General features: G+C 65.8%; 18 protein-coding genes. 11 read left to right on the forward strand and 7 right to left on the reverse strand.

From position 1 onward, the window contains the following. The 4 genes from AX735_RS22260 to AX735_RS22275 all read left to right on the forward strand — a co-directional run. Nucleotides 1-888: acetyl-CoA acetyltransferase (locus AX735_RS22260; RefSeq protein WP_066284808.1), on the forward strand; the 888-nt coding region annotated here is incomplete at its 5' end. After that, nucleotides 885-1,316 carry a nuclear transport factor 2 family protein gene (locus AX735_RS22265; RefSeq protein WP_066284809.1) on the forward strand — a complete coding sequence of 144 codons (432 nt, stop codon included), beginning with the start codon at nucleotides 885-887 and terminating at the stop codon, nucleotides 1,314-1,316. The genes AX735_RS22260 and AX735_RS22265, both read left to right, overlap by 4 nt. Next, nucleotides 1,313-3,091, forward strand: coding sequence for an AMP-binding protein (locus AX735_RS22270; protein WP_066284810.1), 1,779 nt, complete (start codon nucleotides 1,313-1,315; stop codon nucleotides 3,089-3,091). The genes AX735_RS22265 and AX735_RS22270 overlap by 4 nt, the downstream gene beginning before the upstream one ends. 36 nt (nucleotides 3,092-3,127) lie before the next feature. Then, nucleotides 3,128-3,916: a DUF1295 domain-containing protein gene (locus AX735_RS22275; protein ID WP_066284811.1), complete on the forward strand. Its 789-nt coding sequence runs from the start codon at nucleotides 3,128-3,130 to the stop codon at nucleotides 3,914-3,916. Nucleotides 3,917-3,928: 12 nt separating this feature from the next. On the opposite strand, the gene AX735_RS22280 is transcribed toward AX735_RS22275, so the two are convergent. From AX735_RS22280 to AX735_RS22290, 3 genes are read right to left on the reverse strand one after another with little or no spacing between them, the layout of a single operon-like run. Continuing rightward, nucleotides 3,929-4,852 (reverse strand): NAD(P)H-dependent flavin oxidoreductase, encoded by a 924-nt coding sequence (locus AX735_RS22280; RefSeq protein WP_066284812.1) that lies wholly within the window; start codon nucleotides 4,850-4,852, stop codon nucleotides 3,929-3,931. Then, nucleotides 4,853-5,998, reverse strand: coding sequence for a thiolase family protein (locus AX735_RS22285; RefSeq protein ID WP_066284813.1), 1,146 nt, complete (start codon nucleotides 5,996-5,998; stop codon nucleotides 4,853-4,855). Further along, on the reverse strand, nucleotides 5,995-7,038 hold the full coding sequence (locus tag AX735_RS22290; protein WP_066284814.1) for an NAD(P)H-dependent amine dehydrogenase family protein: 1,044 nt from the start codon (nucleotides 7,036-7,038) through the stop codon (nucleotides 5,995-5,997). The genes AX735_RS22285 and AX735_RS22290 overlap by 4 nt, the downstream gene beginning before the upstream one ends. Nucleotides 7,039-7,161: 123 nt before the next feature. On the opposite strand from AX735_RS22290, the gene AX735_RS22295 reads away from it, so the two are divergent. Beyond that, entirely contained in the window at nucleotides 7,162-8,865 is a 1,704-nt protein-coding gene (locus AX735_RS22295) for a class I adenylate-forming enzyme family protein (protein WP_066284815.1), read from the forward strand. On the opposite strand, the gene AX735_RS22300 is transcribed toward AX735_RS22295, so the two are convergent. Then, complete coding sequence (locus tag AX735_RS22300) at nucleotides 8,862-10,364, reverse strand: carotenoid oxygenase family protein (protein WP_231750225.1); 1,503 nt, start codon at nucleotides 10,362-10,364, stop codon at nucleotides 8,862-8,864. The genes AX735_RS22295 and AX735_RS22300 overlap by 4 nt on opposite strands. Nucleotides 10,365-10,494: 130 nt before the next feature. Between AX735_RS22300 and AX735_RS22305 the strand changes: the two genes are divergently transcribed. The 6 genes from AX735_RS22305 (at nucleotide 10,495) to AX735_RS22330 (ending at nucleotide 14,994) form a co-directional block, all read left to right on the forward strand. Next, nucleotides 10,495-11,019, forward strand: a complete 525-nt coding sequence (locus AX735_RS22305; RefSeq protein ID WP_082751261.1) for a nuclear transport factor 2 family protein — start codon at nucleotides 10,495-10,497, stop codon at nucleotides 11,017-11,019. A gap of 64 nt (nucleotides 11,020-11,083) precedes the next feature. After that, a complete protein-coding gene (locus AX735_RS22310; protein WP_231750226.1) occupies nucleotides 11,084-12,046 on the forward strand; it encodes a winged helix-turn-helix transcriptional regulator in 963 nt (320 codons plus the stop codon). Nucleotides 12,047-12,265: 219 nt separating this feature from the next. After that, nucleotides 12,266-13,159 carry an SDR family NAD(P)-dependent oxidoreductase gene (locus AX735_RS22315; protein WP_066284816.1) on the forward strand — a complete coding sequence of 298 codons (894 nt, stop codon included), beginning with the start codon at nucleotides 12,266-12,268 and terminating at the stop codon, nucleotides 13,157-13,159. A 14-nt stretch (nucleotides 13,160-13,173) separates the two neighbouring features. Further along, nucleotides 13,174-13,716, forward strand: a complete 543-nt coding sequence (locus AX735_RS22320; protein ID WP_202189645.1) for a nuclear transport factor 2 family protein — start codon at nucleotides 13,174-13,176, stop codon at nucleotides 13,714-13,716. Further along, nucleotides 13,713-14,465, forward strand: coding sequence for an SDR family oxidoreductase (locus AX735_RS22325; protein WP_066284818.1), 753 nt, complete (start codon nucleotides 13,713-13,715; stop codon nucleotides 14,463-14,465). The genes AX735_RS22320 and AX735_RS22325 overlap by 4 nt, the downstream gene beginning before the upstream one ends. A 1-nt stretch (nucleotide 14,466) precedes the next feature. Further along, complete coding sequence (locus AX735_RS22330) at nucleotides 14,467-14,994, forward strand: nuclear transport factor 2 family protein (RefSeq protein ID WP_066284819.1); 528 nt, start codon at nucleotides 14,467-14,469, stop codon at nucleotides 14,992-14,994. Between the two features lie 76 nt (nucleotides 14,995-15,070). Here AX735_RS22330 and AX735_RS22335 read toward each other — a convergent pair whose 3' ends face one another. The 3 genes from AX735_RS22335 to AX735_RS22345 all read right to left on the reverse strand — a co-directional run bounded on the left by AX735_RS22335 (nucleotide 15,071) and on the right by AX735_RS22345 (nucleotide 19,702). Beyond that, nucleotides 15,071-17,413, reverse strand: coding sequence for a TonB-dependent receptor domain-containing protein (locus tag AX735_RS22335; RefSeq protein ID WP_066284820.1), 2,343 nt, complete (start codon nucleotides 17,411-17,413; stop codon nucleotides 15,071-15,073). Nucleotides 17,414-17,585: 172 nt separating this feature from the next. Continuing rightward, nucleotides 17,586-18,764: a 4-hydroxybenzoate 3-monooxygenase gene (pobA, locus tag AX735_RS22340; protein ID WP_066284821.1), complete on the reverse strand. Its 1,179-nt coding sequence runs from the start codon at nucleotides 18,762-18,764 to the stop codon at nucleotides 17,586-17,588. Beyond that, nucleotides 18,761-19,702, reverse strand: coding sequence for a Gfo/Idh/MocA family oxidoreductase (locus tag AX735_RS22345; protein ID WP_066284822.1), 942 nt, complete (start codon nucleotides 19,700-19,702; stop codon nucleotides 18,761-18,763). Before AX735_RS22345 ends, pobA begins: the two co-directional genes overlap by 4 nt. Between the last annotated feature and the right edge of the window lie 133 nt (nucleotides 19,703-19,835).

Genomic DNA, 19,835 nt, shown 5'->3' on the forward strand with positions numbered 1-19,835 from the left:
ATCGAGATGATGCGTAATGTGCCGGGGCAGAAGGCAGCGGAAAATCTGGGCGCTGCCGCCTATCAGGGGCGCGAGTTCGCCGATGCGCAGTTCCTCTGGCCGCGCGCCTTTTCCGACCTGGCCGAGGAATATGATGCGCTGTACGGCCTCAACTATGATCATCTCGGCCGCATTGCCGAGATCAACTTCGCCAATGGCCGTCGCAACCCCGCCGCGCAGACCCGGCAATGGCAGTTCGGCCCGAAGAGCTTCACCGAGGATGACGAGGCCAACCCGGTCGTCGAGGGGCGCACGCGCAAGAACGATTGCGGCCAGGTGACCGACGGAGCGGCAGTCGTCTTCCTCGCTTCGGAAAAGCGCGCCCGCGAATATGCGGCGAAGCGCGGCATCCCGATGGAGCAACTGTCGCGCATCGCCGGCTGGGGGCATCGCTCGGCGGCGCTCGGCTATCGCGACAAGCGCCGGATGGCGGGCGACAGCGAATATGTCTTCCCCCAGGTCAAGCGCGCGATCGACGATGCCCGCGCCCGCGCAGGCGTGTCGGGGGTCGAGGCGATCGATGCGGTCGAGACGCACGATTGCTTCGCGATGACCGAATATATGGCGATCGACCATCTCGGCCTCACCGCGCCGGGCGAGGCGTGGAAGGCGGTCGAGAATGGTGATATCGAGATTGGCGGAAAGCTGCCGATCAACCCCTCGGGCGGGCTGATCGGGCTCGGCCATCCGGTGGGCGCGACGGGCGTGCGGATGCTGCTCGACGCGCACCGCCAGGTCACCGGCCAGGCGGCGGACAATCAGGTCGAGGGCGCGCGCCGCGTGCAGACGCTCAATATCGGCGGATCGACCACCACCACGGTCAGCTTCATCGTGGAGCAGGCGGCATGAGCGACACCCGTTTCAACCAGTTCAAGCAACTGATCGCCGCCTGGACCCGCAAGGATGCCGATGCTGTGCTCGCCATGCTGCACGACGATGTCGTCTGGCATTATGCCGCCGCGATCGCCCCGCCGGCGCGTGGCAAGGCCGAGGCGCGCGCGTTCATCGAACGCTTCGGATCGACGATTGCCGAGGTCAACTGGCGCATCTTCGCGCATGCTGAAACTGCCGACAGGCTGTTCGTCGAGGGCGTCGACGAATATGTGACGACCGACGGCGTCCGCGTCGCCGCGCCCTATGCAGGGATCATCGAATATCAGGGCGACAAAATCATCGGCTGGCGCGATTATCTCGATCGCGCCACGGTCGATGCTATCAAGGCGGGCAAGCCTTATCCGGCCCAGGTCAAGGAACTGATCGACCGGCCGGCGGCATGACCACGACGATGCTGGCCGATGCCCCGTTTCGCGAGGCGGAGTTCATGCCCGTCGATCTCGATGTCGAGCGGCGCGCCGATGGCACGATCATCCTGAAAAGCCGCGTACCCGTGCGCGCGTTCGATGCGAACATCCCGCGCGCCTTTGCCGAGCGCGCGGCGCTCAAGGGCGATGCCCCGGCGATCGGCTGGCGCGGGGCGGACGGGCCATGGGCCTTTCGCAGCTACACGCAGATCAAGCGCGACATGGATGGCGCGACGCGCTGGCTCGCCGAGAATTTCCCGCGCGGCACGCGGCTGCTGATCATCGCCGAGAACAGCCTGCCAGTCGCGGTGATGACCTTTGCCGCCTGGGCGGCAGGCATGATCATCGTGCCGGTGAGCATCGCCTATGGCCTGGCGGGCGGCGATCATGCGCGGCTGCGGCACGTGATCGCGCGGACGCAGCCGGAGGTGATCCTGGCCGAACCGCACCCCGCCATCGCCGCCGCGCTCGCTGCTGTCGCACCGGGCGCACGCATTATCAGCAGCGATCCTGCGCCCTTCGTCGGTGCCATTTCCTATGCCGATGTCATCGCGACCGATCCCGGCACGGTTGCCGAAGCGGCCATCGCCGCCGTCGATCCCGACGCCCCGGCGATCTACATGCTCACCTCGGGCTCGACGGGCCTGCCCAAGATCGTGCCGCACAGCCTGACCGCGCTCGCCGCGTGCGGGGCGCAGGGGCTGGACATGATCGGCAAGGCCGCGGGCTGGGACGATGTGATGCTCGACTGGCTGCCCTGGCACCATGCTGCGGGCGCGTCGGTGATGCGCACCTGCCTGCTCGAGGGCGGCACGCTGCACATCGATGCGGGCAAGCCGCTGCCCGGCCTTTTCGACCAGACCATCGCCAACCTGCGCGAGATTTCGGTCGCGTATTTCAACAACGTGCCCACCGGCTATGCGATGCTGGTCGAGGCGATGGAGCGCGATGCCGAACTGCGCGCGCGCTTTTTCGCCAAGATGCGGCTGATGCTCTATGGCGGCGCAGGGCTCCCCCAGCCGGTGTACGACCGGTTGCAGCAACTGGCGATCGCAGAGACCGGCCACCGCATCCACATGACCACCGGCTATGGCATGACCGAGACCGTCTCGGGCTGCATGGCGATCCATTTCCCCGCAACGCGCGTCGGCATCGGTCTGCCCGCGCCGGGCCTGTCATTGAAGCTGGTGCCGTGCGACGGGCGCTACGAGGTGCGGCTCGCCGGGCCCAATGTGATGAAGGGCTATCTTGACGAGCCCGAGAAGACCGCCGCTGCGTTCGACGACGAGGGCTTCTACCGCACCGGCGATGTCGCGGTGTTCCATGACGAGAGTGACTACGGCCAGGGCCTCGCCTTTGCCGGGCGGCTGGCCGAGGAGTTCAAGCTCGCCAATGGCAACTGGGTTTATGGCGGCGCGGTGCGCGAGAAGCTGCTCAAGGCCTGTGACGGGCTGATCGCCGATCTGGTGCTGGCCGATGACGGCAGGCCGTATCTGGCGATGCTGGCCTGGCCCAAGCCCGGCGCGACGCTCGATGCCGTCGCGGACGCGGTGCGCGTCTATAATCGCGAGGCGCGCGGCGGCGCGGTGATCCGCCGGGTCGCGCTGTTCGACACGCCGCCCAACCCTGCCGCGCACGAGCTGTCGGACAAGGGCACGATCAACCGACGCGCGGTGCTCGACGGGCGGCGCGACTGGGTCGAGCGGGCCTTTGCCGATCCGCCGGACGAGGGCGTCGCGATCACCGGCTAGGGCGCTGGAAATACTCAAAAATCGGGAGAAAACGGGATGCTGACGATTCTGGCGATCAATGCGGCTGTGCTCGCCGCATGCTTTGTCGCGCTGTGGCTGATCTGTCTGGGGACGCGCGATGTCACCCCGGTGGACAGCTTCTGGGCCTGGGGCATGCTGGTGATGGCGATTTCCACCTATGTCCAGGCCGAAGGCGATCCGGTGCGGATGGCGATGCTGCTCGCCATCTGCGGACTTTGGGCGGCGCGGCTGGGGACATTCATGCTCTGGCGCTGGCGCAGCCATGGGCCCGATCGGCGCTATTCGGCGCTGCTCGGCAAGGCGCAGCAGCACAGGGGCTGGAGCTTCGCGCGCGCCTCGGGCCAGCTGGTGTTCTCGACGCAGGCGCCGCTGCTGTTCGTCGTCTGTCTGCCGGTGCAACTCGGCCAGATCGATGCCGCGCCGCCGGTCGGAACGCTGGGCTATATCGGCGCTGGCATCGCGCTGTTCGGTATCGCGTTCGAGACGATCGGCGATGCGCAGCTCGTCGCGTTCAAGGCCAGGCCCGAGAACCAGGGCAAGCTGATGACCAGCGGGCTGTGGCGCTATACCCGGCACCCCAATTATTTCGGTGATGCGACGACCTGGTGGGGCCTGTGGCTGATCGCGGCGGAGACTTCGACGGGTCTGGCCGCGATCGTCGGCCCGATGCTGCTCACCTGGACGCTAATGAAATGGTCGGGCGCGCCCACGGTCGAGAAGCGGCTGGCCAAGACGCGCGAGGGCTATGCCGACTATGTCGCGCGCACCTCGGGCTTCATCCCGATGCCGCCCAAGCGCGGCTGAGCGCGACGGGGGTCAGTTGGTCTCGGCCCGCTGACCCAGCCGCTCGGCAGCGGCGCGAAAGCCTGCCTCGATCTCGTTCACGATCGCGCTCACCGGCTCGACGCTGCGCACCGTGCCAACCCCCTGACCCGCCGCCCACAGATCCTTCCACTTGGCATGCGGGTCGCCGCCATAATCGCGGGTTGCGGGCTTGCCGAGATCCCTGGGGTCATAACCGCAGGCGACCAGCGAAGGGATCAGCCAGGACGCGGGCGTGCCGGTGATCGCCGGGCTGACCACCAGATCCTCGATTCCGCTATCGACCACCATCTGCTTGTAGCCGGGCACCGCCATGCTCTCCTCCGCCGCGAGGAAGCGCGTGCCCATATAGACCAGGTCCGCCCCAGCGGCGATCGCGCCGGCCAGCGCCGCGCCATCGGCAATCCCGCCGCCGACGCAGATGATGCCGTCGAACTCGGCGCGCAGCGCGGTGATGAAGGCGAAGGGCGAGAGAAAACCGGTATGCCCGCCCGCCCCGGCCGACACGCAGACCAGCCCGTCCGCGCCCGCCGCGGCCGCCTTACGTCCCAGCGCCACCGAGATGACATCCGCCAGCACGATGCCGCCATAGCCATGCACCGTCTCGACCGCCGACGCCGGGCTGCCGAGCGCGGTGATGACGACCGGCGGCTTGTGCTTCGCGATCAGCGCGAGGTCATCGGCAAGCCGCTGGTTGCTGCTGTGGGTCACGAGATTGGCGGCCCAGAGCCCGGGCGCGCCTTCCGTCTCCGCCGCGATGCGCGTCATCCACGCGTCAAGGTCCGCCGCCGTGCGGCAATTGGGCGTGGGGAAAGCCCCGATGATGCCGGATCGTGCCGCCGCGATCACCATCTCGGGACCGGAGACCAGGAACATCGGCGCAGCCACGACGGGCAGGCGCAATTTGTCGATCAGCATTCAGATACGCTCCACTATGGTTGCGACGCCCACGCCCTGCGCCCCGGTCGCGACGACCAGGCCGAGCGTGCCACCCGAGTCGGTCAGCGCGTCGATCAGGGTCGAGAGCAGCACGCCGCCGGTCGCCCCCATGGGATGCCCCTTGGCGACATGCCCGCCGCTGACATTGACCCGGTCCGGATCGGGCGCGCGGTCGCGCAGGAACTTGGCGTGGGTGACCGCGAAGGCCTCCATGAACTCGATCCGGTCCATGTCCGCGAGCGTTAGGCCCGCTTTGGCCAGCGCCTTGTCCATCGCGGCAAAACCGGCGGTCAGCGAATCCCAGGGATCGCCGCCGACCTCCTGATGCGCGACGATCCGCGCGATCGCGCCCTCGCGCGGGCCAATCAGCGCCAGCGCCGCGCCGTCGGTCATCGGCGGCGCATGCGCGACCGTGTGACGATGGTCGATCTGACGGTCGCCGAGCAGGCTGCGATAGGCCTCGGCCAGCGGCGGAAAGGCAGGCGGCAGGGATTGCAGCCGATCGAGCGTCATCGGCCGCACCGCCTCCTCGCGGTCGAGCCCGGCGACAGCGATACGCGAGGCGATGAGGGCCGGCCTATCCTCGGCCGCAGCAGCACGCGCCTGCGATACCAAAGCGACCTGATCGAGCTCATCGCGGGTGATCGCTTCCTTCTCTGCGAGCAGATCGGCGGCGAGCGCGACCTGGATATAGCGCCGGTCGGGCGGCATGTCGGTCGCGGTATAATAATCGGCCTTGTCGGCCATGAAGGCGACCTTCGACAGCATCTCGACCCCGCCGCCGAGCGCCCATTGCGCCTGGCCCGAGGCGACCGCCGCCGCCGCCGCACCCACCGCCGACAGGCCCGAGGCGCAGAAATTGTTGAGCGTGTGCACCGCGACGCCATCAGGCAACTCGGCCTTGAGCTTGGCTATCAGCGCGATATGCCCGCCCTGCGCGCCGACCTGGCCGACACAACCCAGCGTCATCCGCTCGGCGCGCCCGCGCGGATCGTGCCCCCGCGCCTCCATCGCATCGACCAGATGCGCAACAAGGCCATGCGGCGTTTCACCGGCGAGCCCGCCATCGGGCCGCGCCTTGCCGCGAGGGGTACGCAACGCAACATGCAGATAGGCCTCACTCATGCCGGGGCTCTCCACGCACTGGGCGGCTGAAAGGCGAACAGGCCGGGCGGCGCGGCGATCACGGCGGGGATGGCGTTGATCGCCACCGCCACCGTCGCATCGGTGAGCGCGCGCGACGGCGGTGCGTTGGGATCGGATTCGGTAATGTCCATGGTCAGATGGATATTGGGCCGCCCCTCGATCCGCACGTCCCAATGCCCGCGCCCGCCTTCGTGCAGGCCCGGATCGGCGGTCCACAGGATCGACAGGGTGAAGCGCGCGCCGCACGCATAATGCGCGGTCCAGCGCCATTCGGTCGCGGCAACCGTGCCCTTTGGAATGGTCCCCGCCGGAATGACAATATCCGCCGGGGCGAGCGTGAGCTGATGATCTGGTTCGATTCGCTCAACCGATGTACCCATCTGGTACCCGGCAAATACCAGCACTTCGGAGAACAGCGCGCGATACAGCTCTGCCAGCGGCCCGGTGCGGATGTCGCGCACCGCAGGATCGCTGCCCAGCCCCATCAGCTCGAAGACGAAGGCCGCGCTCGCCATGGCCGAGGCGTCAACGGTCTCGCTGACCCGGATATGCTCGATCTCGACCGACATCGCGGTGGCCGCGAGCGCGATCCGCTCGACGATCATGCCGGGGCTGACCCCCACGCCTGCCAGCGTCGCCCCGCCCTCGATCGCGGCGCGATGCAGCCGCTCGGCATAGTCCGGCCCTTGCGCGGCGGGCCAGTGAAAACCGGCGGTCGAAATGACATTCTTGCCCGATCGCAGCAGCGCCTCGACATCGGGGACCAGCGCGTCATAGGGCAAGGTGATGCGCGGGGTGTGGATCACGACATCGGCCTTGGTCGCCAGCGTCTGTGTCAGGTCGTGCGTCGCCAGCACCCCGGTCAGCGGTCGCCGCGCGATCTCGCCCGCATCCTTGCCCGCCTTGGCTTCGGAATAGACATGCACGCCTGCCAGCGTGAGCGCGGGATCGTCGATGATCCGGCGCAGCGCCGTGCGTCCCATCGCGCCGGTGGCCCATTGAATGACACTGCAGGTCATGCCCGCCCTCCCCTTCTGCCGTCTCTTCTGGAAGCCGAATAATCGCACTCCGCGCCGCAGCTCTGGCTTGCCTTGGGCTTAGGTATCTTTATGAAAGTTGTAAAGCACAGACAGGAGAGAGCGATGTTTCTGACCCCGGCCGAGAGGATTGCGGACTTTGAGGCACGCGGCTGGTGGGAGGGGAAAAGCGTCGATGCGCTGTTCCGCGCAGCGGTGGCCGAACGCGGCAATGCGCTGGCGCTGGTCGATCCGCTCAACCGCGAAACGCTGGACGGATGCGTGCCCGAGCGGCTGAGCTGGACCGAACTCGATGCCCGGGTCGATGCCATGGCCGCTGCGCTGATCGCCCTTGGGCTGAAGCGCGACGACGTGATTGGCGCGCAGTTGCCAAACACCGTCGATGCGGTGATCCTGTTCCTCGCGGTCGCGCGGCTGGGGCTGATCATCAGCCCGATCGTGATGCAGTATCGCGAGCATGAGCTCGGCCATATCCTGTCGCTCACCGATGCCCGCGCCTTCGTCACCGTGCCCGCGTTCCACGGCCATGATTATGCGGCGATGGCGGCGGGGCTGATCGCCGGACGTCCGGGCATGATGCTGCTCACCATGGGCGCGGCCGAGCACGGCACCGACCTGAAGGCGCTCGGTGCCACGGCCGATCCGGCGAGTGTCGCCGACTGGTGCGCCGCGCAACCGGTCGCGGGGGGCGAAGTGCTGACCATCTGCTGGACCTCGGGCACCGAGGCGCGGCCCAAGGGCGTGCCGCGCGATCACAACCACTGGCTGCTCAACGCCAAGGTGGTGGTCTGGGGCACCGGCATGCAGCCGGGCGATGTGCTGCTCAACCCCTTCCCGCTGGTCAATATCGCCTCGATCGGAGGGCTGATGCTGCCCTGGCTGGAAGTGCGCGGCACGATGGTGCTGCACCATCCGTTCGACCTTGGCGTATTCCTGAAGCAGATTGCGGCGGAGCGCGTGACCTATACCATCGCCCCGCCGGCGGTGCTCACCGCCTTGCTCAAGCAGCCGCAGATCACCGCCTCGGTGGACCTTTCGTCGCTGCGCGCGATCGGAAGCGGTTCGGCCCCGCTCACCCCCTGGCTGATCGAGGGCTGGGCCGACAGCCATGGCATTGAGATCTGCAACATCTTCGGGTCGAACGAGGGCATGGCTTTGATGTCCTCGCCCGGCGACGTGCCCGACCGCGCCGAGCGCGCGCATTATTTCCCGCGTTTCGGCGCAGAGGGGGTGGAGTGGGACAGTCCGGTTTCCGCCGTGATGCGCACGAGGCTGGTCGATCCCGATAGCGGCGCGATCATCACCGAACCTGGCCAACCGGGCGAGATGCATATCGCCGGGGGCACCGTCATCTCGGGCTATTGGCGCTCGCCCGAGCTCAACGCCGCGAGCTTCGACGGCGAATGGTTCCGCACCGGCGACCTTTTCGAGATTGCGGGCGAAGGTGGACTGTCGCGTTTCTACCGCTTTGTCGGGCGATCGAAGGAGATCATCGTGCGCGGCGGGGTGAATATCTCGCCGGCGGAGATCGACGAGCTGCTGGTCAGCCTGCCGAACGTGCGCGAGGCGGCGAGCGTCGGCATTCCCGACGCCGATCTCGGCGAGCGGATCGCGGTGGCGGTGGTGGTCGATGATGGGGTCACTCCGCCCGATATCGCAGCGGTTGGCGCGCATCTGGCAGCGGCGGGGGTCGCGGTGTTCAAGCGTCCTGAGCGGCTGGTGGTGCTGCCCGCGCTGCCCCGCAATGCGATGAACAAGGTGGTCCGCGCCGATCTGCGCGCAGCGGTGCTGGCGGCGCTAGGGGGTTAGGCCGCCGCCGCCATCAGCCGTTCGCGCCGCGCGGCCTTGTCGCGTTCCAGCACTTCGCGCTCGACCCAGTGCGAGTGCGTGCCGCTGCTGATCTTGTGCGGCAGCGCGATGCGACAGATGGGGCCATCGGCAAAGCGCTTGCAGTCGATGATGATGCACTCGGACGTGCCCTGGTTCTCGTCGATCACGAAGCTCACCAGATAGCCGTCATCCTCGTCCTCGGCGCCGACGCGCGGGGCGAAGGGCGCTTCGGAAGCATAGCGCCCCTCGGGCAAGGTGATCGTGGTCGATTCACCCGTTTCCAGGTCGTGCTTGACGAAACCGTTGAACAGGAACCAGCCGGGCTTGGTCGTGGTCGAATAGGCATAGCGATAGGGCTGCGCCAGATAGCGCTGGTTGATCATGCCGAATTCGACCAGCTGATCGCCCAGCGACTGCTCGCGCGTCTCGCCGGTGCGAAGGTTGAAGCGCCAGCGGTGCAGCGTGGGGCGGAAGCTGTTCTCGTCGATATGCGCCATCATCGCGCCCAGCCCGCCATCGTGCGGCAGCGGATCGGGCGTGGGATTGTTCTGGAAATAGCCGTCGAGCACCACCTCGTCGCCCTCTTCCCAGGCGTTGAGCCAGTGCAGCACATAGGTCGGCGCAGCATCGAACCAGCGGATGTCGCTGGGATCGTTGCGGTTCACCAGCGCGAAGCGCGAGGGCAGATCGTGCAAGCGCACCGCATGAATGTTGTGCTCGAGCAGTCCCTCGTCCCAGAAGACCGGGAAGTCGTTGAGGATCGCCCAGTTCTCGCTGAACGCCATGTCGTGCGGCAGGCGCGGCCCTGGCAACGGCACCGGGCTGTAATTCTTCAGCCGGCCATCGGCATCGACCACGCCGTAATGCATGTAGGGCGCATGCTTGGAATAATTGAAGAACAAGAGCTCGCCAGTGCGGTCGTCGACCTTGGGATGCGCCGAGATGCCGTCGATCGGCACCCAGGGCGCGGGCCCCAGCTGCTCGAGCGTTTCGGGGTCCATCACATAGCCTTCGCCGCATTGGTAGAAGGTGGCGATCGCCTGGCCCGCATGGACGATGATGTCGGTTGAGGCGCTGTCCTTCAGGCTGCCATGCGCGCCGAAACCGGGGCGGCGCGACAGGCTGGGCTTGTCCTGCAGGCCGCCCCAGAGCGATCCGCCCGCCTCCTGCTCCGCCTGGAAGCAGCGCGAGCGGACGAAACGGTTGCGATAATGCGCCTTGCCGCGGCGGAAATCGATCTGGTGGATCATGCCGTCGCCGTCGAACGGGTGATATTTGCCCAGCGGCTGGTGAATCTGGTTCTCGGTATTGCGCAGATAAATGCCGTCGAGATCCTCCGGGATCGCGCCCTCGATCACCTCGAGGTCATAAGCGTTGACCTCTTCATATTGCGGGGTCCATGCACCGGTCAGATAGGGGTGGTTGCTCGGCTGAAGCGTGCTGCGGATTGCGGGCAGCCGCTCGATTGTCATGGCCATGTCCTCGCCTCTTCCCTGGCTTTTTCGATCCTGTTGCTTCGGATAGCAGAATGGTCTGGTTACGCAAGTCTCTTTGCGATACACCGTGCGTGCAGGCCGGGATCACCGGCCGCATCAACCGGAGGATGCTATGAATCGATTTCGTTCCGCCGCGATGGCGCTGACTATTGCCGCTGGCCTGATGCTGCCGGGCGCGGCGCTGGCCGAGACCGCCCCGGCACCCGCCGCCCCCAAACAGGAGAGCTCAATGACCGACCCCAAGATTGCCGTAGTCGAAAAGATGATCGACGCCTGGAACCGCCGCGACTGGAAGCTGGTGGGCGATCTGTTCGCCGAGGATGGCGTGCTGCATTCGATGATGATCGAGCCGGTCAACGGTCGCCCCGCCATCGCCGAGCGGATCAATGCGCTGGGCGCGGGCATCGAGAGCATCACGCTGCACATCCACAATATCGGCCGCATCGGTGATGTCGTCGTGATCGAGCGCACCGACGAGTTCGTGTACAAGGGCCACCACGGCAAGGTGCCCGTGGTCGGCATTCTCGAGGTCGAGGGCGATCATGTGAAGGTCTGGCGCGAATATTACGACCGGGCCGAGCTGCTGCGCGAAATGGGCATCGGCGAAGAATTTCACAAACCTGCCGCGGCGCATTGAATAACAAGGGCATGCCGGAGCGAAAGGCTCGACGTATCGCTCCGGCGTGCTTATTGTGGCGGGCGTGACTGTTGAACCACAACTCATTCGTACCTGCTCGATCTGGCGGGCGCTGGAAGTGGTGGGCGATGCGCCCACGGTGCTGGTGATCGAGGCGATCTGGCTGGGCACCCGGCGCTTCGATGCGCTGCGCAAGCGCACCGGACTGCTGAAAGCCCTGCTCAGCGACCGGCTCAAGCGGCTGATCGCCAATGGCATGATCGAGAAATGCCCCAGCAGCGACGGCGGCAACCGGCACGAATATGTGCTGACGCAAAAGGGCCGCGATCTCTACTGGACTTCGCTGATGCTGCTGCGCTGGGAACAGCGCTGGGGCGCAGGCCGCACCAAGTTGAAGGTCGAGCTGACGCACAAGAGCTGCGGCCATGTGTTCGAGCCCGAGCCTGCATGCAAGGCGTGCAACCAGACGATCGATGCGACGCAAATGGAATGGGAACCCGGCCCCGGCGTTGGCATGATGGAGCCGGTCTATTCGCGCCGCCGCCAGCAGCGCGAGACCACCGAAAGCGCGGCGACCCTGTTCGACGAGGCCGCGCGGATCATGGGCGACCGTTGGGCTAGCCTGATCATGCGGTCGATCTTCACCAACATCAACCGGTTCGACGACATCCGCCGCGACACCGCGATCGCCACCAACATCCTCGCCGAACGGCTCGCCTGGCTGACCTCGATCGGGGTGATCCGGCAGGAGCAATATATCGAGAGCCCGCCACGCTTCGAATATCGCCTCCGCCGCAAGGGCGTCGATTACTACCCCGCGCTGCTGATGCTGATGATGTGGGGCGACAAGTATTTCTGCTCGCCCAACGGCCCGCCGGTGCTGCTCACCCACCGCAATTGCGGTCACAGGCTCGAACCCCAGGTGGTCTGCTCACACTGCCGCCAGCCGCTCGAGGCGCATGATGTCGACTTCCGCCTCATCGAGGTGGCCGGGGCGGAGGACGAGAGGCAGCCGGTTTCGGCGTAAAAGTACGATTCGCGCACCACATTTCTCATCGTCACCCCCGCGAAGGCGGGGGTCCCGCTATTTCGGATAGGGTGAAGAAAGCGGGACTCCCGCGTTCGCGGGAATGACGAAACCGCGCCGCGATGGGGTGAGCCACGACAACCCTGACCGCACCCGCAATTATCACTTTCATTATCATACCAAACTGGTTAGCCTCTTCTTAGCGGGAGAGAGAAAGCCATGGATTCCAGCGTCGAGCGCGCGGTCATCGTCACGGGTGCGGGCAAGGGCCTGGGCGCCGCCTTTGCCAAGGCATTGGCATCCGAAGGCACGGCGGTGCTGGTCAACAACCGGCTGCGCAAGGGCCAGCCCGACAGCGCCGGAGCGGTCGCGGACGCGATCCGGGCTCAGGGCGGCCGCGCCATTGCCAACTATCAGGATATTGCCGCCCCCGGCGCGGCGCAGGCGCTGGTCAAGGCCGCACTCGAAGCGTTCGGGCGGATCGATGCCATCGTCTTCAACGCCGGGATCATCGGCCCGGCGGCCAAGCTGCCCGATATGGACATGGCGGCGCTTGGCGAGGTGCTGAACACCAATTTCCTCGCCCAGGTCGCGCTCGCCCAGGCCGCGCTGCCGCATCTGCTGCAGGGCCCCGCCGGGCGGATGGTGTTCGTATCCTCCTCGGCCGGGTTGCACGGCGTGCGCGGGCGCATCCCCTATGCCGCCAGCAAGGGCGCAGTGAACGCCATGGCGCTGACCCTGGCCGACGAACTGAAGCGCACGCCGATCAAGGTGAACGTGCTGTGCCCCTATGCGTCCACCCCGATGACCGCGCAGGATGGCGTCGCGGGCGATCCCCGGCTCGATCCAGCTTATGCGGCAGGCATGGCGGCCTATCTCGCGAGCGAGGCGTGCAGCGTCAACGGCCAGATCTTTCTCGCCGGGGGCCGCCGCTATCGCCGGGCGCGGATGGTCGAGGGGCGCGGGGCCTCCGCCGCCGATGACAGCAGCGCCTGGGTGGCAGAGCATCTCGACCAGATCGCCGCGATGGACGGCGCACGCGAATTTCCGGGCGCCGAAAGCGCCTTTGCCGATCTTTATGCAACCATAGACACAAGCCATATCGGAGGATGAGGATGCGACTAACCGTGGAACAACTGCTCGACCGGCAGGAGATAGAAGACATATTGATCGGCTATGCGCGCGGGGCCGACCGCGCCGATGTGGACCTGATCCGCGCCGCCTATCATTCCGACGCGATCGAGGATCATGGCGGGGTCTATGTCGGACCCGCTGCCGATTATGTCGCGCTGATGGCGAAAATCCTGCCCACCGCGCCGCTGATGTCGCACCTGTGCACCAACATCTCGGTCGAGTTCGTCGAGGCCGATCTGGCCGTCACCGAATGCTATTTCCTCACCTTCTCGCGCCGGGAGGCCGAGAGCGGATCGTTTGACAGCCTGACCATGGCGCGCTGCGTCGACCGGTTCGAGCGGCGCGACGGCGCATGGAAGATCGCGCATCGCCGCCTGGCGTGGGAATGGAACCACGAAATGCCGATCAACGAGACCTGGGGTCGCGGCATGATCATCCCCGATATGGGCAAGGCCGTGCGCGGCGCGAAAAAGCCCGACGACATTCTGTACGGTGCCTGGGCGCGCCAGCGCAGCAAGACGGAGGCCGCAGCATGAAGATCGAAGGATGCACCGCCATCGTCACCGGGGCCAATCGCGGTATCGGCTTCGGCTTTGTCGAGGAACTGCTCGATCAGGGCGCGGCCCGGGTCTATCTCGGCGCGCGCCAGCTCGCCGATGCCGAGGAAGCCGCGCGCAGCACGGGCGACACCCGTGTCGTGCCGATCCAGCTTGACGTCACCAAGGCGGAGGATGTGGCAGCGGCCGCAGCCCGCTGCACCGATGTCGATCTGGTCGTCAACAATGCCGGCGCCTTTCACCGCCAGACGCTGCTCGAGGCCGAGAACATGAGCTTCGCGCGCAACGAGATGGACACCAACTATTTCGGCATGCTGGCGATGGTCCGCGCCTTTGCCCCGGTGCTCAAGGCCAATGGCGGCGGCGCGATCGTCAACGTGCTGTCGGCAGGCGGCATCTGCGCGGTGCCGAACATGGGCGGCTACAGCCCCAGCAAGTTCGCCGCGCGCGCAGCGAGCGACTGCCTGCGCGCTGAGCTCGAACCGCAGGGCACACATGTCGCGGCGCTGATCGTGGGATCGGTGGATACCCGCATGGCCGAGCATGTCACCTGGCAGGCCAAGTCGAGCCCGCGCGACATCGGCAAGGCCGGCCTGATGGCCGCTGCGCGCAAGGTCGACGAGCTCGATACCGACCCGCATGCCGAGTCCGTCCGCGCCTTCCTGGCGCGCGATCCGTACACATTGAAGCGCTCGATGGCCAAGGCGCTGCACGACGGGAGGCGCTGATATGAAATATGCCAACACGCTGGAGACGATGCTCGCCAAGCAGGACATTGCCGACTGCCTCGCCCGCTACGCGCGCGGGGTAGACCGCGCCGATGGCGACCTGCTGCACAGTTGCTATTTCGACGACAGCATCGAGGAGCATGGCAGCACCTATTCCGGCCCTGCCCGCGCCTATATCGACGGCGCGATCGAGCGGATGCAGGGCGGCGACGTGATGGGGCACTATCTGTGCAACCTGCATGTCGAGTTCGAGAGCGAGACGCTTGCCTATGCCGAATGCTATGTCCTCACCTTCGCACGCTTCAGCAAGGCGGGCGAGAAATGGGACACGCTGACCGGCGGGCGCATCGTCGACCGGTTCGAGAAGCGCGACGGCGAATGGCGCATCGCGCACCGCAAGATCACGCTCGACTGGAACCGCGACATGCCGATGGCGGAAACCTGGTGCCTGGGGCTGTTCAAGCCCGAGGACCCGCGCATGCATATCGGCGAGAAGGGCAAGGGGGACCTGAGCTACAGCCGCTTCTGAACGGATCCATCCCAGCATAACGAAAAGGGCAGCCGGGTCGCACCGGCTGCCCTTTTCTTTGCCTCGATCAGGCGTTTCAGAACTTGACCGAAACCTCTGCACCGTATTGGCGGGGGGCGCCCAGACGGCTCACCTCATCGCCGAAGAACGCGATGATGTTGGTGCGATACAGCGTATTGGTGAGGTTGCGGCCCCAGAGCGAGAAGGTGATGTTGCCATTGCCCGGGGTGAACGAGACGCGGCTGCCCAGCTGACCATAGCCGCCTTCGCGCTGCAGATTGTCCGGTGCCCAGAACAGCCGCGCCTGGTGGCTGTAATTGACGTTGAAGCGCAGCGCGTCCGACCAGTCGCCGATATCGGTCACGAAATCCGCCGCGACATTCCACTGCGCCTTGGGCGTGCGCTGGAGGAAGTTGCCCGAATTGTCGTTGCCGAGCGAATCGATGAAGGCGATGTACTTGGTATCGAGCAGCGTCAGCCCGCCCGACAGCGTCAGGCCTGTCGCCACCGCCACGGTTGCTTCGGCCTCGATACCCTGGATCTTGGCGTCCGCTGCATTGTCGGTGATGTTGCACAGGCACGCTGCAGAGGTCTGGGTGACCTGCAGGTTCTTATACTTCATGTCGAACACCGCGACGTTGAGCCGCAGCCTGCGATCGAACAGGTCGAGCTTGCCGCCAAGTTCGAAGCTGGTCACCGTTTCGGGGTCATAGCTGGAAACCGCTGCTGCCGCATTGGCCGGATCGTCCTCGAAGCCGCCGCCCTTGTAGCCGGTCGAGAAGGTGCCGTAGAACAGCATGTCATCATTGGGCTTGAACTCGATCGTCGCCTGCGGCGTGATCTCGCTCCAACTGTCCGAATAGCGCGCGGTGAAGCTCTGCCCTTCGCGGAAGGTGCCCGCGAGCGGGGTCAGCGCGACCTGATCGTTGGGATTGAACTTGTCGCCGCCCTCGGTCGCGGTACCCGTGACCGTGCCGCCCTTGCGATCCTTCGAATAGCGGATGCCAGCAACAATGCGCAGCTTGGGCGAGAAGCGATAGCCGAGCTGGCCGAAGAACGCATAGCTCTCGTTCGTCGCGCGGTTGTTCCAGCGGCTTTCGCCCGACAGCGTGGTCAGCACCGTCAGCGGCACCTCGGCCCAGAAGCGGTCGAGCTTGGTCACCTTGTCATGCTGGTAATAGGCACCGAAAATCCAGTCGAAGCCGCGATCGGACTGCTCTTCGGAGACAACGCGCAGTTCCTGACTGAACTGGCGGATGTCCTCGTCCTCGTTCACCGGGAAGGTGAACAGCGTCGGCGAGATGACGCCAAAGCCGTTATCGGGGCCGATGCCGGTCTGGTCGTAGACGTTATACGCCTCGCCCTTGCGATAGCCGGTGATCGACGACAATGTGCCGAAGCCACCCAGCCCCTGGTCCATGCGCAGCGACAGGCCCCAGGCCTCGCGGTTGAGCTGCTGCGGCGTATCGGCGGTGTCGCCCTTGTAGCGCGGCCATTCGGGCAGGCCCTCGCGCAGCTTGAGCGGGCGGCCGCGGATGGTGCCGATGGCGGCGCGCGCCGCGCTCCACGGGCCGGACCCTGCCGCAGGGCCATCGATCGCGACCGAATGGAAGCCGTTCGATTTGTCCTTGGTATAATCGAACACCAGCCGCGCGGTGAAATCGCTGTCGTCGGGTTCGACCATCAGCTGACCTCGGAACTGGATGCTGTCGACATCGTCGAGATCGACATCGTGCAGCAGATCCTGGTTGAAGCCGTCACGGTTGCGATACTGGAAGCTCAAGCGCCCGGTCAGCGGCCCGCTGATCGTGCCGGTAATGTGCCCGCGCGCCAGCTTCTCGTTGTAATTGCCATAGGATACCGCGAGCGATCCGCCGGTATCGGCCTCGGGCCGCGCGCTGTAGATGCTGATCGCGCCGCCGACGACGTTGCGGCCCAGCAGCACGCCCTGCGGCCCGCGCACCACCTCGACGCGCTCGATATCGTACATGTCGAAGTTGAACAGGCCCGAGCGGCCGACATAGACGTCATCGACGAAGATGCCGATCGACTGGTCCGCCGAAGGGCTGTCGAGCCGGGTGTTGGTGATGCCGCGGATGTTGAATTCCTGGTCGATCGGCGACAGCGCGGTAAAGCTGAGCGACGTCGCCTGCCCGGCCAAATCCTCGAAGCTGAGGATGCGCGCGGTCTCGATCGATTCCGCACTGAACGCCGAGATGGCCGCCGAGGTGTCCTGCACCGTCGAATCGCGCCGCTGCGCGGTCACGACGATATCGGCAATCTGCGGCCCCTGGGAATCCTGCTCGCCGGCATCCTGCGCGCTGGCGGGCGTGGCGACCGCTGCCATCAGCGCCAGGCCGATCGCGGTCATCGAAAAACGGTTGAATCGGCAACGCGCAACAAGATTGTGCTTCAGCATCAATCAGTTCCTCCCCTCAATGCCAGCGCTTGTCGCCGGTCACTTGCAATACTAGACCTATGATAAAGGTTCGTCAATGCAAGTTACTGTTGCCGTTACGGGAACATGGCAAAACGCCCGGCCAGCAGGGCTGACCGGGCGCGGGGAACAGGCAAAAGGAGCTAACAACCCTTCAGACGGGCAGCCCGACATAATTTTCGGCAATCGCGGTCTGCATCGCGGATGACCGGGACAGGTATTCCATCTCCGCCACCTGCATCTGCCGTTCGAACGCGTTCTGGTCGGGAAAGCTGTGCATCAGCTTGGTCAGCGACCAGCTGAATCGCTCCGACTTCCAGATGCGCGCCAGCGCCCGGTCGCAATAGCCCAGCAGCGCGTTTTCGTCCTTGCGCCGGTAATGCGCGATCAGCGCATCGGAAAGATAGAGCACGTCGGACGCGGCCAGGTTCAGCCCCTTGGCGCCGGTGGGCGGCACGATATGCGCCGCGTCGCCCGCGAGGAACAGGCGGCCATAATGCATCGTCTCGAACACATAAGAGCGCAGCGGCGCGATCGACATTTCCAGCGCCGGGCCGCGCGTCACGCCATGCTGCGAGATAGTGTTGAAGCGCAGCTCCAGCTCGTCCCACAGCCGGTCCTCGGGCCAGTCCTCGATCTTCTCGGTCAGTGGCACCTGGATGTAATAGCGGCTGCGCGTCGGCGAGCGCATCGAGGCGAGCGCAAATCCGCGCGGGCCGTTGGCATAGATCAGCTCGTCATGGCAGGGCGGCACATCGGCGAGGATGCCCAGCCAGCCGAACGGATATTCGTGCATGTATTCGCGCGCCAGGTGTTGCGGGATCGCGCGGCGCGACGGGCCGTGAAAGCCGTCGCACCCGGCGATAAAATCGCACTCGAGCGTCGCCGGCACGCCATCCTTGGTGTAGGTCACCTTAGGATGCGCGCTATCGACGCCATGCAGCGCGAGATCGGCGGCCTCGAACACGATCTCGAGCTCGCGCTGCGGCGCGGCGGCGATCAGGTCGCGGGTCAGCTCGGTCTGGCCATAGACGACAACGGTCTTGCCGGTCAGCGCCTTGATATCGATGCGGACCATCTGGTCCCCATCGGCGAGGTTGAAGCCGTCCTCGACCATGGCCTCGCGGTTCATCCGTTCGTCCAGCCCCAGCCGGTGCATGAGGTCGGTGGTCACCGTCTCGAGCACCCCTGCGCGGATGCGGCTCTCGACATGATCGCGGCTCGCGCGTTCGAGCAACACGCAATCGATGCCTTCCGCCTTGAGCAGATGGCCGAGCAGCAGCCCGGCGGGGCCCGATCCGATGATCGCGACCTGGGTGCGGCGCGCGGTCATGCCAGCAACTGCTGTTCGAGTTCGCCCAGCACGCGGTAGCAATCCAGCACCTGTGCGACCGAGCTGTTTGGCTCGCGGCCTTCGCGGATGGCGGCGATGAATTCACGGTCCTGCAGTTCGATGCCGTTCATCGAGACATCCACCTGGCTGACGTCGATCGGCTCTTCCTTGCCGTTCACGAGGTCATCATAGCGCGCAATATAGGTCGCGCTGTCGCCGATATAACGGAAGAAGGTGCCGAGCGGGCCGTCATTGTTGAAGCTCAACGACAGGGTGCAGATCGCGCCGCTCTCGCTCTTGAGCTGGATCGACATGTCCATCGCGATGCCGAGCTCGGGATGATGCGGGCCTTCGAGCACATTCGCCTTGACGATGCGGCCTGCCTGATAGGCGAACAGATCGACCGTGTGCGCGGCATGGTGCCACAGCAGATGGTCGGTCCAGCTGCGCGGCTCGCCCTTGGCATTCATGTTCTTGCGGCGGAAGAAATAGGTCTGCACGTCCATCTGCTGGACGTTGAACTCGCCCGCCTTGATGCGGTTGTGGACATATTGATGGCTGGGATTGAACCGCCGGGTATGGCCGACCATGCAGACCAGGCCGGTTTCCTTCTGCTTTTCGAGCACCGCCTGGCTGTCCGCCCAGCTGTCGGCCAGCGGGATCTCGACCTGCACGTGCTTGCCAGCATTCATGCACGCGATCGCCTGCTCGGCGTGCATCTGCGTCGGGGTGCAGAGAATCACCGCATCGACATCGTCGCGCGCCAGCGCCTCGTCGAGCTCGGTCGTGGCGTGGATTGCGCCATATTTCTGCGCCACCGCCTCGGCCTGTTCGAGGCGGCGGCTGACGATCGAGACGATCTCGACCCCATCGATCAGCTTCAGGCCGTCGAGATGCTTCTCACCAAAGGCGCCGGCACCGGCCAGGGCAATTCTCATAAATCCTCCCTCTCCCCTTCAGGGGAGAGGGCCGGGGAGAGGGGGAGTCTCGATCCGGCCATGGTTTCAGGTTGAATGACGGGAAGCTCCCCTCTCCCAACCCTCCCCCCTGAAGGGGAGAGGGCTATGAACT

It is taken from the genome of Blastomonas sp. CCH1-A6 (assembly GCF_001556365.1).
In the GTDB taxonomy this organism is placed as follows: Bacteria; Pseudomonadota; Alphaproteobacteria; order Sphingomonadales; family Sphingomonadaceae; genus Blastomonas; species Blastomonas ursincola.

Excerpts from the sequence above, each read along its gene's own strand:
- AX735_RS22280 (WP_066284812.1), bottom strand. The coding sequence starts at position 4,852 with ATGCTGATCGACAAATTGCGCCTGCCCGTCGTGGCTGCGCCGATGTTC.
- AX735_RS22295 (WP_066284815.1), top strand. The coding sequence starts at position 7,162 with ATGTTTCTGACCCCGGCCGAGAGGATTGCGGACTTTGAGGCACGCGGC.
- AX735_RS22275 (WP_066284811.1), top strand. The coding sequence starts at position 3,128 with ATGCTGACGATTCTGGCGATCAATGCGGCTGTGCTCGCCGCATGCTTT.
- AX735_RS22335 (WP_066284820.1), bottom strand. The coding sequence starts at position 17,413 with ATGCTGAAGCACAATCTTGTTGCGCGTTGCCGATTCAACCGTTTTTCG.
- AX735_RS22345 (WP_066284822.1), bottom strand. The coding sequence starts at position 19,702 with ATGAGAATTGCCCTGGCCGGTGCCGGCGCCTTTGGTGAGAAGCATCTC.
- AX735_RS22325 (WP_066284818.1), top strand. The coding sequence starts at position 13,713 with ATGAAGATCGAAGGATGCACCGCCATCGTCACCGGGGCCAATCGCGGT.
- AX735_RS22315 (WP_066284816.1), top strand. The coding sequence starts at position 12,266 with ATGGATTCCAGCGTCGAGCGCGCGGTCATCGTCACGGGTGCGGGCAAG.
- AX735_RS22270 (WP_066284810.1), top strand. The coding sequence starts at position 1,313 with ATGACCACGACGATGCTGGCCGATGCCCCGTTTCGCGAGGCGGAGTTC.
- AX735_RS22300 (WP_231750225.1), bottom strand. The coding sequence starts at position 10,364 with ATGGCCATGACAATCGAGCGGCTGCCCGCAATCCGCAGCACGCTTCAG.
- AX735_RS22330 (WP_066284819.1), top strand. The coding sequence starts at position 14,467 with ATGAAATATGCCAACACGCTGGAGACGATGCTCGCCAAGCAGGACATT.
- AX735_RS22305 (WP_082751261.1), top strand. The coding sequence starts at position 10,495 with ATGAATCGATTTCGTTCCGCCGCGATGGCGCTGACTATTGCCGCTGGC.
- AX735_RS22290 (WP_066284814.1), bottom strand. The coding sequence starts at position 7,038 with ATGACCTGCAGTGTCATTCAATGGGCCACCGGCGCGATGGGACGCACG.
- pobA (WP_066284821.1), bottom strand. The coding sequence starts at position 18,764 with ATGACCGCGCGCCGCACCCAGGTCGCGATCATCGGATCGGGCCCCGCC.
- AX735_RS22265 (WP_066284809.1), top strand. The coding sequence starts at position 885 with ATGAGCGACACCCGTTTCAACCAGTTCAAGCAACTGATCGCCGCCTGG.
- AX735_RS22285 (WP_066284813.1), bottom strand. The coding sequence starts at position 5,998 with ATGAGTGAGGCCTATCTGCATGTTGCGTTGCGTACCCCTCGCGGCAAG.